Raw genomic sequence first — 13,880 nt, 5'->3', positions numbered from 1 at the left:
TGCTAGCCGCCGAGGCGGAAATATTTGGCGGTCGCCGAAAATGCCGAACTCCTGGCGCCGATCTCGTCGAGTATCCTGGGCAACAGCACCGAGGCCGGCGTCGGCGTTGTGAAGTCCGCCGCCTTAATGTCCTGCGGCCCGGTGATCACCATGATGATCTGCGGCAACGCCTTGCCAGCCGCCTTGTCGGCGGCGCCGAGCCCGATCGGGATCGAGAAGGTCGCCTTGTCGGCTTGTACGACAACATGGTCGTCGAGGTTGAAGGCGATGCCCCTGTGGTCGATCAGGAACACGCTCGACACCAGCCCGCCATGCGTCACCAGCGTGCCGTCGATCGGCGAGCCGTCCGGCACCGATGTCTGGTCGAGGACAAGCTGCGGCCTGTCGGCCGTGCTCGCGCCCATGAAACGCAGGAAGCCGGTGATCCCGCATTGCGGGGGCTGGATAAGGCGGACGCTGATATCCGGCTCGACATGGAACTTCGCCTGGAATTCCCCAAGCAACTGTTCGAAGGGTGGCACCGACGTGCCGAAGCCCTCGATCGCGACACCCTTGTCGGCGGCCGACGTCACCGTCGCAAAAAAACAGTCACCACCATTGAAGGCGCGTACCCAGGTGACCCGCTCCGCGGCCGCATCGGCCGGTGGCGGCACCTCCGGCTTGGGCACGTTCATGGCAATGTCGGGCTCTGCCGGCTTGTCGGCCTGCTCGCCGCTGGCGATATCGGGCCGGCTTGGGTTGGGCTCTGCGGTCGTTTCAGGCGCCTGCGTGTCCGGCTTGGGGGCCAGCGTGTCCGGCTTGGGCGCCTGCGCCTTGGGCTCGGGCGGTTGAGCGGTGGGTTGCGGCGCCGGTGCTGTGGGCGTGGGTGCCTGGGCCGTCGGTTCAGGTGTTTGCGTGGCCGGCGCTGTCGCCTTGGGCTCTACCGGCGGACTGACAGGCTCGGGGTTCTTCGCGGCATCGGACTGTGACGGGCCGGATGGCGGTTGCAGCGCGACGGTCTTGTCGGTTGGTGCGGCCGGCTGCGGGGCCGTAGCGCTCGACGCGACTGGCGGCGTCGGCTGCGGCTCGACCGGCGCTTTGGCCTGATCTTCAGCCGCAGTCTCCGCTGGTTGCGGCTGTGGCACCGTCTTCTTGGCCGGCGCAGTGTCCGGAACGGGCTTGTCAGCGACGATCGGCTTTGTCAGTTCGGGTTGGAGCGGCTTCCCGGTGTCGGTGACGCGAGGCCGGTCTCCGAATCCCACGATACCCGATGCATAGAGCCCTCCAAGCGATACCACGGCCACCGCCGACAGCACCGCGATCGTCAGATTTCTGCCTGTAGTAGCACGCTTCGGCAGTGTGCTTGCTCGCTTGGGAGTTTCAGCAGCCGGTTTCGGCTGCGACAGGTGCGCTGGGCGCACGTGCGGCACGAAAGACAGCTCCGCCGTGGCGCTTGGTGGGGCCGAACCGAAGCCTTGGGCCGGCGAGTCCCCGACCTTCGAGACAGGCCCTTCGGTCTGCCCGGTTCGCGGCAGACCGGGCCGGGGCGCGAGCGACGCCGGCGGCAAGGTCGCGTCGCTGTCGTCGCGCGTCAACCGGGCGATTTCGGCCATGCTGGCCGGTCGATCATCCGGGTCAGGCTGCAGCATCGCTTCGACGATGTCCCTGAAATCGGCATCGATGCCGGAGAGATCAGGGACGGTCCGCCGTTTTTCGACGATCTCGTATTGCGAGCCGCCCATATCGATCGGCTTGCCGCGCAGCGCCGCCGCCAGCACCAGCCCCAGGCTGTAGATGTCGGACTGTTCGCTGACCTCGCCGCCATAGAGCCCGAGCTGCTCGGGGGAGACGTAATTGTATTTTCCGGCAAACTTGCCGCCGATCAGCGTCTCGCCACCGACCGCGGCCGATCGCGCAATGCCGAAATCGATGATCTTTGCCCGCTCGACCCGGCCGCCCGGCAGGATGATGTTGTCGGGCGACAGATCGCGGTGGATGGCGCCGGCCTGGTGCACGGCGCTCAGGCCCGAGGCCAGCCGGTGGCACAGTTTGCGCACATCCGGAGTCGCCATCGCCCCGCCGCGCATGACGTCGTACAGCGACTGGCCGTCGACGAATTCCATCGCCAGATAGGGCCGCCCGATGCCGGGATCTATGGTGAAGACGTGGTAGCGCACGACCGCGTCATGCGACAGATGGTTGAGGATCGAGGCTTCCTTGCGAAACAGCGACAGGATCGTCTGATCGCGGGCGAATTCCGGCAGCACGATCTTGATCGCGACATGATCGCCGGTCTGGATGTTGTGGCCGCGATAGACTTCGCCCATGCCGCCCGACGCGATGCGTTCGTCGAGCTCGTAGATGCCGCTGAGCTGCGTGCCGACGCTGGTATCCGCCATGTTGGGCAATAGCCGGGTCTTGTCGTCGGAGCTCATCGGTCGCGGCCTTCTGCTCGGGACAGGCCATTGCCTTTGTCTCTGATCTTGACCAGAACGATGGTGACGTTGTCCGTGCCGCCGCGCTCAAGCACCATGGAAAGTAGCTTTTCGCAGGCAGCCTGCGGCGCTGCCGAGAGCACTGCAGCCGCAATCTCCGCGTCACTGACATGCGCCGTCAGGCCGTCCGTGCTGAGGATGAAAATGTCGCCGGCAAGGGTCTCTCCCTGCTGGAAGTCGATGGCGATTTCGTCGTTGACGCCGATGGCGCGGGTGATGACGTTGCGGCGCGGCCAGTTCTCCGCTTCGGCCGCGCTGATCGCGCCGCTGTCGAGCAGTTCCTGGACCTCGGTGTGGTCGCGCGAAATCTGCGAGATCGCGGCGTTGCGCACGAGATAGACGCGGCTGTCGCCCGACCACAGGCAGGCGAACCTGCCGTCCATGGCCAGCAGTGCGGCAACGGTGGAGCCGATGGTCACGCCGCGTGAGCGCGAAATCCGGCGGATCTCGGCATGCGCCCGGTTCAGCCGATCCTCAAAGCGGGCGCGCAGATCCGGCGCCGAACTGGCGATGCCGATCGTCGCCAGATGCTCGACAATGCTTGCCGAAGCGACTTCTCCGGCCTCGTGCCCGCCCATGCCGTCGGCCACCACCCAGAGGCCGATCCGCGGCTCGACCAGGAAGCTGTCCTCATTGTGGTCACGAACGCAGCCCTTGTGGCTCACGCCGTAGCTCTCAAAGGCGGCATCGTTCACTTGCCTACGCTCCGCAACGCCTTGGCTGACGTGCCTGGCCAGTCTGCCACAGCCCCATTCATTAGAGTATCGAAATCTAAGCCGCTGATGACGGACCGTGTGGTGCCGCCGCTGTCTCTGCGTCCTGCAATCGCTGGTCCTGCCATGCAATTCCCCATCAGAAAGCCTTCGGACAGCTGAACGCGGAAAGCGCCGGCAGCGTGAATGGGTTGCCGTCCTCCCCGGTCTTGATCGTGTAGGCGACATCCCGTCCGCCGATGACGAAATGCGCTTCGAAACTATCGCCATTGGCGGTGACCTGCCCCTTGTCCAGCAATCGTTTCAAAGCCCAGGGACCGTCGAACTTGATTGCGGACTCGCGGCCGGGCAGCTCCGGCGTCAGGCTGAGACTGGCCGAACCGGTCTTGCCCGGCCACGGAATCAGTCCCGGCGTGTTGCCGGCCTGGGTGGCCTGCAGCACCTGGCCGTCGATATTGAGCAGCGCCATGTCGGCATCGCCATGCAGCGACAGCGGCGTGAAGGTGATGTTGATCGACGGCACCGGCCCGCCGAGTGGAAAGAAAGCCGCGCGGATTTGTGCCGCGAGCTGAAAGTTCTTCAGCGTCGATTTCGCCAGATTGCGGCCGAACCTGGTGTCCTGCTTCCAGTCCCAGTCCTGGCCGCTCATGTCGACCAGCGACGCCAGGTTCTGCGCGAAGAACCGGTCGAGAACCCCGCCTGGAGAAAACAATCTGGCAAAATCCGCCATGGCGACATCGTCGGTACCGGCGGGGGCGAATGGAAAGCGCCCGGCAATCATCTCTTCGCACGGACGGCCGACGGTCTCCTCCAGCATCTCGTTGAGATGCGTGGTCGATGTTTCGGCGACGGTGCCCTCGAAATCGTCCGCCGCCGCGCTCACCATCCTGGCCAGCGCCTTCGGCAGCCGCGAGGCGTTGGCGCGTAGAGTCGATATCTGCAGCTGCAGATTGGCGTTGGCCTGGTCCGTCTGGGCGGGGACATCGGCGGCCAGCCGCACGCTCTGATAGATTTCGCGGAAATTCTGGGTCAGGGCGTCGAGCGGCCGCTGCCCCGGCGCCCCGGCCACCAAAGCCTGGAAAGACCGGAACTGGGCTTCGATGTTGGCGCCGGGATCCTGGTTCTGGGTGCTGACAAAGGCGGTCCCGGCCCTGCTCTGCGATTTGCGCGCCGCAATCTCGATGCCGATGCGGGCGAGGCCCTTGGCGCGCGCGGCGATTTCCTGGTCACTGTCTTGAGACGGCGCAGCCGGATTGCGCTCTTGAGTCAAAGCTGTTTCGCGCGCGATCGCCTCGAACAGCTGCATCAGCGGCGAACTCGGTGATCCCGCTGCGGACAGCGCCAGATATTGCGGTTTGTCGGCGGCCATTGCCTTGAACTTCAACCTGTCGAGCACCTCGTTCCACGCCGCCGCAAAACTCTTGCCATAGCGGTCGAGAAGTTCCGAGCCGAGCTTGAGCAATTCCTGGTCGAAGCCGCCTTGCTCGCCGCTCGAGCCGATCACCCATTGATCGTCGACCAGCGCCTGCGCGCTCCTGGCAAGTTGCGCCAGATAGAAGTCGAAGCCGGCATGGGTGTAGAGACCGGGGACGCGAAGGCCGGCGAGATCGTTTCCGTCATTGCGCTCGAACAGCATCGGCGCTTCCGGGCCGGCTTGCGATGACACCGAAAAATCGTCCAGCGCCGCCGCATAGGTGGCCGACTGGATGAGAGCGGTGGCGCGATCGGCAAGGCTGATGCGGCCGAGCGAGCGCTGGGCGGATTCGACCAGCGTGCGGTTGAGTTCGAACGAGGGATCCTGGTCATCGTCGAGCGCCAGCATGGCGCGCAAATGCTTCTCCAGTTGCGCCCGGCCGTCGCGATTGTGGGCGCCGGGATAGCGGTTCTGTTCCCAGTCCCGCTTCAGCCAGGTGACGACCAGCTCGTCATCCACTTTCGGCGCCTTGCCGCCCAGCATCAGGTAAATCTTCAACGGCTCGTACAGCGCCATCGGATCGGCCATCCTGGCCTCGATCGTGCGTTCGAGCTGGAACAGCAGGCGCGAGCGGAACATCCGCTCCAGCCCCTGCCGGTAGGCAGTCTCGGAAGCCGAAAGGATACGCTCACGCTGGCTGAGGCCGAACGTCGCCGTGGCCGGGGTGGGCTGGTCTCTCGTATCGTAGCCGGCCGGCAGGCCGCGCAGCGCATCGAGCGCGCCGATGACGGTTTCGAGGTCGGCATCCAACACCGTCGTGCTGGCCAGCAGCGGCGCGGCTGTCGCGCGGTATTGGCCTGCCGCCTGGCCGGTCGCGGCGACCAGCGATTTGTTGGTCGTAAAGCTCAGGCCGAGAACGCCAAGCGCGGCGATCGCTATCGCCGCGATCGCTGTCAGGCCGGCGTAGCGGGCGATCGCAACGCGCCTGTCGGCCGCCCTGTCATAGGACACCCAGCCGGACTCGGCGAAAATGACGCGGCTCAACAGATCGTGCAGGAAGAAGCTTTTGCCGGTGCCGGAAAGATGCGCCTGGGCACTCCTGCCGAAACTGCGGCCTATGCTGCCCAGCAACTGGTCGATCGGCGTGCCTTCCTGCGTGCCGGAAGAAAAATACAGGCCGCGCAGGGGGGCGTTCAGCTGCTTGCGCGTCGGCTCGAAAACGCCCTCGAGGAAATGCACGATCCGGCCTTTCAGCGCGCCGAGCTGCGCGGCGAAGCCGAAAATGGCGATGCGCGCGACCGGATCGGTCTCCGCCTGCAGCCGCTCGCTCATCTCTTCGGTCAGGCGCTTCACCAGCGCGTCGAATTCGGCTGGCGCTTCCGCGACCATGTTCAGGCCGCGCTCGGCGGTCTGGAAGGTCGCGCCCCACACCTTGCGCCGGCGTGCTTCGTCGAAACCGCCGAAATATTCCATGAATCCGGAGACCAGGTCGGCCTTGGTGAACAGCACGTAGACGGGAAAGCGGACCTTCAGGACCTCGTGGATTTCCTGCAGGCGGCTGCGGATCTCGGCGACACGGGCCGCCTGCTCTCCGTCCGCCATCAGATCGGCAAGGCTGATCGCCAGGATGACGCCATTGATCGGCTGACGCGTCCGCTGCCGCTTGAGCAGCGACAGGAACGCCAGCCAGCTTTTGCTGTCGGTCCGTGCATGGGAATCCTGCGTCGTGTAGCGCCCGGCCGTGTCGATCAGCACCGCCTCGTCGGTGAACCACCAGTCGCAATTGCGCGTACCGCCGACACCCGCCACCGGCTGCGCCTGGCCCGACCCGGCAAGCGGAAAGTTCAGGCCGGAATTGACCAGCGCGGTGGTCTTGCCGGCGCCCGGCGGGCCGATGACGATGTACCAGGGCACGTCGTAGAGGAAGTTGCGCTTGCCGCTCGACTGCCTGAGCGTCGCGACTGCTTCGTTCATGCGAGCTTCCAGCACCTTTGCATCGCTGCCGTCATCCTCGGCGCTGGCCATGGCGGCCTCCAGCGCCTTCTGCGCCTTGCGCCTGCGCCAGAACCGGATTGCATAAATGACCACCACCGTTCCGACGACGATGCCGATGATCGCTGCCCGCAGCCAGATGGGATCCAACGGCCGGGCGCCGGCAAAGCGGATTAACGGGCCGGCGTACCAGACCGCGGCGGCAAAGCCGGCGAGCGCGAGCGCGCTGAAGATGCGCAGCAGCCAGCCGGTCACAGCATCTCCTCCCGCGGGATCATTACATCGACACGGCGGTTTTTGGCGCGGCCCTCCGGCGTTGCATTGTCGGCGATGGGCTCGTCCTCGCCCTTGCCCTCGACCTTTGTCCGCGACGGATCGCTGAAATGCGCTGCGATCATCTTTTCCACCGACTGGGCACGTGCGACGGAGAGGTCGAAATTCGATTTGAAGGCGCTGGTCTTCTTCGGTTTGACGTTGTCGGTGTGGCCGACGATCCGGATCGGCCCGCGCTCCGCGTCGAGAGCCGCCGCGATGCTGGCGGCCACCGGCTCGAACTCCGGCTTGACCTCGGCTCGTCCCGACTGGAACAGCAGGGCGTTGCTGATTTCCACGATGATGAAATCACCCTTGGTGCCGACGCTGACGCCGCCGCCTTCGATCTCCTTGGCCAAGGCAGTGCGGATGCGATCGACCTGCGCAATCGTCGTTGGCGCTGCGACGACTTTCACCTCCTCGGTCAGCGGCACGAAACCGGTGCGCTCGATGGTGACCGGCGTCGCCGGATTGAGCGCCAGCAACTCGCCGGCAACAGCCTCGCCATCATTGGTGATGAGCACGCGCAACGTGAAAAAGGCTGCGGTCAAAACTGCCGCGGTTGCAGCGGCTATGGCCCAGAGCGGAACCCACCTGGAGCCTTGCGCCGATGTGACCGACAAGCCTTGCCAGCGCGGCGAGATGTCGTCGTCACCGAGGACGCGGAAATAGGCTGATGTCTCGTAGACGTCGCGGCGGACCCGTTCGAGGCTCTCGCGCGGCTGGCCGCGATACTGGCCTTCGAAGCCAAGCGACAGGCAGACATGCATCAGCTCGATGAGATTGCGATGAGGTTCCGGCGTCGCCAGCACCGTGTTCAGCGCCTGGAAAAAACCGGCGCCGGTGGGTTTGACCTGGAAGAAGCGCTGCAGCATGGCGTGCTGCGCCCACGCATCCCGGCTGGAACCGGGCAGATTGGCGACGATATCGTCGGCGGTTTCGCAAAGCACATAGCTGGCGATGCGCGCATCCTCTTCCGAGGTATCGGTCCTGGCGATCTTGCGGTCGAAATCCTCGATCAGGCCGGCGACATGCTGCGCCAGCGGCTCGGCCGGTCTTTCGACAGCCATCAGCCGCAGATGCCCAAGCAGTATCAGCAAGGGCGCCGCGGCAGCGACGATCGGGTTGGCCGCGCCATAGTCGACGCCGTCGCTGGCGCCGAGCAGCGCATCCCATGGCGTTTTCCCCGCCGGCCCGGCTGAGCCGTGAACGGGCGGATCGGCCGGCGCGTTGGCGAATGGCGTTCCCTGATAGATCACCGTCCCCGTGACGTCGGACGGCGGCTGGCGGCCGGCGTTGGGATCGAAAACCGTGGGTTCCGGGACGCTGGCAGGGGCGATCACCGTACTGCCGGGGGCCGGCGCATCGCGGGCGAGAACCGTCTTTTGCTTGCGGCCGGGATTGGGGCGGCTGGGGCGGATGACGGTTTTGCCGGTCGGATCGAAAGGATCATCCTTCGAGCTCATCGCCGATCCCTGCCTCTACGCCCGCGCGCCGCGACGCACAGCGCCATGTCCGCGCAAACGCGGACCGCAGGACGCTATCTCGCCGTGACATGACATGTGCCGCAGACCCCCGAGGTCGACCAACCGTACCCGCGTGCTCAATCGTCGTATGTGATCGTAGTCTCAGAAGGTTGCGATGGAAACCCGGCGCAATTTTGGTGGCCGGCCCGTGCTCGGGTCGCCTTCACGGTGTCTTCAGCGGTGCGCGGGCTTAGCCCTTGCCGGTCTTCTGTTTGGCGGCCTTGGCATAGGCTTCACTGAAATAGGTGAGGAATATGTCCAGCATGCCGTTCTCGTGCGCTTCCTCCTTGGCCCGCCAGGTCGCGACCAGCGCGTCCCAGGCGCGCGTTTTCTTCGAGGCAAAGGAGGATGGCGGCAGTTTTTTCGCAATCGCCTCGGGCGACAGATCGTCAAGCAACCGCGACAGCGCTGCCTGCATGGCGGCGAAGGTGGCGAATTCATGTGTTTTGAGGTCGTGGAAAGCGTCTTCGATGCTGTGCCTGGCATCGAGATAGCCGGCCCTGCGCCGCGCGAACATGATGTCGAGGATTTCGTCTGTCCCGGGCACGAACTTTAGCGGATTGTTGTCGGCGGAATTGATCATGGTCCGGTCGCTGGTCTTGGCCAGGACTTTTGCAGCGGCGCGCGCCTTCAACAGCAACACCAGGTCGTCGACGACGATGCGCAGCACCGCGCCGATCTCGCCGGCTACCTCCTGCGGTTGGCGCAGCAAAAGCACCTCTGGCGGAATGCCGGCGCCGGCGGCAATCGCGCGCAGGATCTCGTCGGCTTGCTGCGGCCGGCTGGAGACCGAAGCGGGTGGCGCGGTCGGTGGCCGTGGCGAAGCGGCACGGTCTGGAAAGGATCCAGCAACGGGCATCTGCCGTTGCGTCGAACCATGGCCGCCGAAGGCTGGGTTCCCGTCATCGATCGATACCGAGACGATATAGCGGCCGATCCGGAGCCGGTCACCTTGCGCCAACCGGTGCGGGCCGGTCAGGCGCTGGCTCGAGCCGTTGACGAATGTGCCGTTGCGCGAGACGTCGTGGAGAAAAAAGGCACCGCCTTCGTAGCGGATTTCGCAATGTCGGCCGGAGATGAACTTGTCCGGATCGGGCAAGGTCCAGGCGCAGTTCTCCCGCCCGATCTCGAAGCCGCGGTCGCGCGATGCGTAGCCGGGCGGCAGCCCGGCAGGCAGGACATCGACATTGCTGATCTGCAGACTGATGAACATGCGCTATGGACCGTCGACCGCTGCCGTTTCCATTGATCCGATGTGCCACAGTCTAGCAGCTTGCGGGCACAGCGGGAGAGCGGCGTTTCACACTGGCGAAAGCGGCGCAAACAGCAACTGCCTGCCGCTTGTCCTCTTTGGTCTGCCATAGAACATGTGGTAGGCTCAACATGGCTTGGGTGGCAAGTTGCGGAATATCCCTGAACGTGAGGTCGTTAACACAAGAAGGGCTTCGAACCTGCCATACTAGCGCTCAGGAGGGGCACGACCCATGCCGAGTGAACAACGCGCCGCGCTTGTGCAGACGCCGGTCGGCGCCGAACTGTTGACTTTTACGCATCTCGTCGGCCGCGACGAGATCAGCCGCTGCCTTGCCTACACCGTTGGATTTGTTTCGACCAATGCCGATATCGACCCGCTGAAGATGCTGGGCGGCGCCGTTTCGATCGAAGGCGAGGCCGACCCCAAGCGCTGGTTCAGCGGCCTCATCGCCGAGTTTCGCCTTACCCGCATCGAAGATCGGCTGGCTCACTACGAGGCGGTCGTCAGGCCGTGGCTGTGGTTCCTCGGCAATACCACCGACTGCCGCATTTTCCAGGACAAGACTGCCGTCGAGATCGTGGAGGAGATCTTCTCCAAATATGGCGGCATCGCCAAGTTCGAAAAGCGCTTGCAGGGCTCCTATCCGCCGCGCGAATATTGCGTGCAGTACGACGAGAGCGACCTCGATTTCGTGCAGCGGCTGCTCGAGCATGAAGGCATAATGTACTTCTTCGAGCATGCCGAGGGTGAGCACACACTGATCCTGGCCGACGCCACGAGCAAGCTCAAGCCGACGCCGGGCTATGAGACGGTGCTCTATCAGTTCGAAGGGCAGGGCTCGCGCCGCGACGTCGAATACATCACCGACTGGATTCCAGGCAGCGCGGTGCGCCCCGGCGCCTATGCCCACACCGATTATGACTTCGAAAAACCCGCCGCCGATTTGATGGCGAAATCGGCGCAGCCCTTCGGCCACAAGCAGGCCGCGGGCGAGAACTATCGCCACCCCGGCGCGCATCTGGAAGTCGGGCGCGGCGACAGCCTGGCGGCGATCAGGCGCGAAGAAATCCAGGCGCCACACCTGCGCATTGCCGCCGTCGGCACGGTGCGCGGCCTGTTTTCCGGCTGCACCTTCAAGCTCGACGGCTTTCCGCGCGACGACCAGAACAAGGAGTATCTGGTGATCAGCGCCGAGTACCGGCTGTTCGATCCGGGCTATCGCGCCGGCGTCGACACCGATGGCGAGAATTTCAAGGTGGTGCTCGGCGTGGCGCCGACCTCAGTTGCTTATCGGCCGCCGCGCATCACTCCAAGGCCGATCATGCGCGGGCCGCAGACGGCGACCGTGGTCGGTCCGTCCGGCGAGGAGATCTTCACCGACAAATATGCCAGGGTGAAGGTGCAGTTCCACTGGGACCGCCTGGGCAAGAAGGACCAGAAGAGCTCCTGCTTCGTGCGTGTGTCGCAGACCTGGGCCGGCAGCGGCTGGGGCTTCATCCAGATCCCGCGCATCGGCCAGGAAGTCATCGTCGATTTCATCGAAGGCAATCCGGACCTGCCGATCATCACCGGCCGGGTCTACAACGCCTCGCAGATGCCGCCCTACGGACTGCCCGGCAACGCTACGCAGTCGGGCTGGAAGTCGAACTCGTCCAAGGGCGGTGGCGGCTACAACGAGCTGATGTTCGAGGACAAGGCCGGCTCCGAACTGGTCAACTTCCAGGCGCAGAAGGACCACCACCTTCTGATCAAGCACGACCGCAACAAGACGGTGCAGCACGACCAGTCCGACCGCATCGACCACGACGCCAAGCACTCCGTCGGCCACAACCTCGACGAGGACGTCGGCAACAACAAGACGGTCAAGGTCGGCGTCGACCAGACGACGAATATCGGGTCGAACGACACCGAGACGGTCGGCAAGAACCGCTCGCTGACGGTGGGCATCGACGAGACGATCGGCATCGGTTCGAACTCCACCGAGACGATCGGCGCCAATCACACGCAGACCGTGGCGATCGTTCAGACGGTGACCGTTGGCGCAGCACGCGTCGATAGCGTTGGTGCATCCGAGACCCGGACCGTGGGCGGTCCGCAGGCGAACACGATCGGTGCGACGCGGTCGGTCACCGTAGGTGCTGCGCAGAGCCACGATATCGGCGCGGCTGATAGCTGGAACATCGCGGCGGCGCAAAGCGTCAATGTTGGCGCCGATCAGAGTTTCACCATCGGCGGGGCACAGTCGTCGCAGATCGGCAAGGGCAGGTCGGCAAAAATCGCTGCGGACGACGCAACCGATGTCGGCGGCGGGCACGCGCTCAAGGTCGGCAAAGGCAGCGGAATCCAGATAGCCGAAGACAGTGTGATCAAGGTCGGCAAGAATCTGATGATCGAGGCGGCCGACTCGATCACGCTCAAATGCGGTTCGGCCTCGATCACGATGAAAAAGGATGGCACCATTGTCGCTGATGGGAAGGATATTACCCTCAAGGGCAGCGGCAAGATCACCGTCAAGGCCGACGGCGAGGTGATCGTCAAGGGCAGCACGATCAACAACAATTGAGGGCATCATCATGGAAGTGCTGGAGCGTATCGACGGCGTCGTGATCGGCCTGCTGATCGGCTTCCAAGGCGGGGCGCCGCTGGTTGTCTTCGTCGGCAATCCGCGCGAGACCGCGATAGCGGCGCGCAGCCTGACGGAGCTGGACGTTTCGGCCGTCGGATCCGAACTGGCTTTGCTCTTCGAGGGCGGCGACCCGGCGCGGCCGCTGGTGGTCGGGCGCATCGTCGATCCTGCGCCCCGCGGCAGGAGCCTCGAAGTCGTCCGCGACGGCGAACGTGTCGTCATCAACGGCGATGAGCGCATTGAACTGCGCTGCGGCCTGGCATCGATCATTCTGGAGAAGAATGGACGCGTGACCATTCGTGGCACCCAGTTGACCAGCCAGGCCAGTGGCACCAACCGCATCCGCGGCGGGGCCGTGCATCTTAACTGAGGCATTGCCGATGCACAGCATCGCGACCATTGCGGCGATCGTGGACCAACACGCCGAGGACGCGGCGTTCCTGTGGCTTCGACGTCGTCTGGAGATCGACGGTCCAATCCTCGACGAGACCGATATCGGCCGCATCGACCAGCGTCTCGAAGCCAATCTCGAAGGGCTCATGGCAGCTGGCAAGGCCGGCTGGGAGGCAGCCCAGGCGCGCTTCGCCGACTACGCCGAACCGGGCGAGATTTTCGTGCTTGGCACTCTGGCAATGCGTTGGAGCGATGCCAAATTGGTGACCTCTGCAATCGACGCGGGCGCAAGCCTGGGTGAAGCCGGCATATCGAGCCTGTCTGCCGCGATCGCGCGCACGCCGGGCGAAAACCTGCGCCCGTTCGTGGCGCAGTGGCTGGACACGCGCGACGCGCGGCTGCGCTGTCTTGGGCTATCTGCGCTCTGGCATCATCGCGTCGATCCGGGACAGCGCCTGCATGATCTGGCCAGCCATTCCAATGCGAACGTGCGTTGGCGCGCCGTCCGGCTCGCCGGCGTGCTCAGGCGGCGCGACCTGCTTCCGGAAGTCCTGGCTGGGCTTGACGGCGAGACAACGAAAGAACGTCTTGCGGCCGCCTTCGCTGCTTGCCTGCTTGGCGAGGCTCGGTCCGCGCACTCGGTGATCGACAAGATCGTGCTGACGGAGACGGACCATGCGCAGGCGGCGATCGAGTTGCGCCTGCTGACGACGCCGCCGAAGGTTGGCAAGGCCTGGCTGCAATCACGTCTCGGACAGCCTGTCTTGCGCATCGCGGCCACGGCATCGATCGGGCTGCTCGGCGACCAAGCGGTGGTGCCGTGGCTGATCGAGAAGATGCGCGAGCCGGAACTGGCATCCGCAGCGGGTGCAGCACTTCGCGATCTGTTCGAGGTGGACTTCGGCGACACCGACCTTTTCGTTGCCGATCCAGCTGTTCTTGGCGAGGGCTTTGCCCAACTCGACGACAGCTCGCTGCCGGCCGCCGATCGCGTCGAAGCATGGTGGGACGAAGGGCGCGGCGGGCGCAACCATCGTCTGTTCCGTTCGATGCGCAGGCTCAGGGTGGATGCGTTGCGCGCGGCAATCGCCACGCCCGAGGCGCCGCTGGCAGACTGGCGCAGGACACGCAAGTTCCCGGCGTGGATGTGATCGCTTTCGCCGAGGGAAGGCTTG

At 64.9% G+C, this 13,880-nt stretch carries 8 protein-coding genes; 3 read left to right on the top strand and 5 right to left on the bottom strand.

From position 1 onward, the window contains the following. Positions 1-2: 2 nt before the first annotated feature. The 5 genes from NKI61_RS08660 to tagH all read right to left on the bottom strand — a co-directional run bounded on the left by NKI61_RS08660 (position 3) and on the right by tagH (position 9,644). Positions 3-2,414, bottom strand: a complete 2,412-nt coding sequence (locus NKI61_RS08660; protein WP_352839183.1) for a serine/threonine-protein kinase — start codon at positions 2,412-2,414, stop codon at positions 3-5. Next, entirely contained in the window at positions 2,411-3,169 is a 759-nt protein-coding gene (locus tag NKI61_RS08655) for a PP2C family protein-serine/threonine phosphatase (RefSeq protein ID WP_023692196.1), read from the bottom strand. The genes NKI61_RS08660 and NKI61_RS08655 overlap by 4 nt, the downstream gene beginning before the upstream one ends. Positions 3,170-3,326: 157 nt before the next feature. Further along, positions 3,327-6,848 carry a type VI secretion system membrane subunit TssM gene (gene tssM, locus NKI61_RS08650; RefSeq protein WP_352839182.1) on the bottom strand — a complete coding sequence of 1,174 codons (3,522 nt, stop codon included), beginning with the start codon at positions 6,846-6,848 and terminating at the stop codon, positions 3,327-3,329. Further along, positions 6,845-8,371, bottom strand: a complete 1,527-nt coding sequence (gene tssL, locus NKI61_RS08645; RefSeq protein WP_352839181.1) for a type VI secretion system protein TssL, long form — start codon at positions 8,369-8,371, stop codon at positions 6,845-6,847. The genes tssM and tssL overlap by 4 nt, the downstream gene beginning before the upstream one ends. A 250-nt stretch (positions 8,372-8,621) precedes the next feature. Further along, the gene (tagH, locus tag NKI61_RS08640) at positions 8,622-9,644 is read right to left on the bottom strand and encodes a type VI secretion system-associated FHA domain protein TagH (RefSeq protein ID WP_352839180.1); all 1,023 of its coding nucleotides are present in this window, start codon (positions 9,642-9,644) and stop codon (positions 8,622-8,624) included. 271 nt (positions 9,645-9,915) lie between these two features. On the opposite strand from tagH, the gene NKI61_RS08635 reads away from it, so the two are divergent. From NKI61_RS08635 to NKI61_RS08625, 3 genes are read left to right on the top strand one after another with little or no spacing between them, the layout of a single operon-like run. Beyond that, the gene (locus NKI61_RS08635) at positions 9,916-12,249 is read left to right on the top strand and encodes a type VI secretion system Vgr family protein (protein ID WP_352839179.1); all 2,334 of its coding nucleotides are present in this window, start codon (positions 9,916-9,918) and stop codon (positions 12,247-12,249) included. 7 nt (positions 12,250-12,256) lie between these two features. Continuing rightward, positions 12,257-12,682, top strand: a complete 426-nt coding sequence (locus tag NKI61_RS08630) for a DUF6484 domain-containing protein (protein ID WP_023682625.1) — start codon at positions 12,257-12,259, stop codon at positions 12,680-12,682. Positions 12,683-12,692: 10 nt separating this feature from the next. Then, entirely contained in the window at positions 12,693-13,856 is a 1,164-nt protein-coding gene (locus NKI61_RS08625) for a hypothetical protein (protein ID WP_352839178.1), read from the top strand. The last annotated feature ends 24 nt before the right edge of the window (positions 13,857-13,880 follow it).

This window comes from Mesorhizobium sp. M0514 (assembly GCF_040321145.1).
Taxonomy (GTDB): Bacteria; Pseudomonadota; Alphaproteobacteria; order Rhizobiales; family Rhizobiaceae; genus Mesorhizobium.
This window is presented reverse-complemented; position numbering and strand designations above follow the sequence as displayed.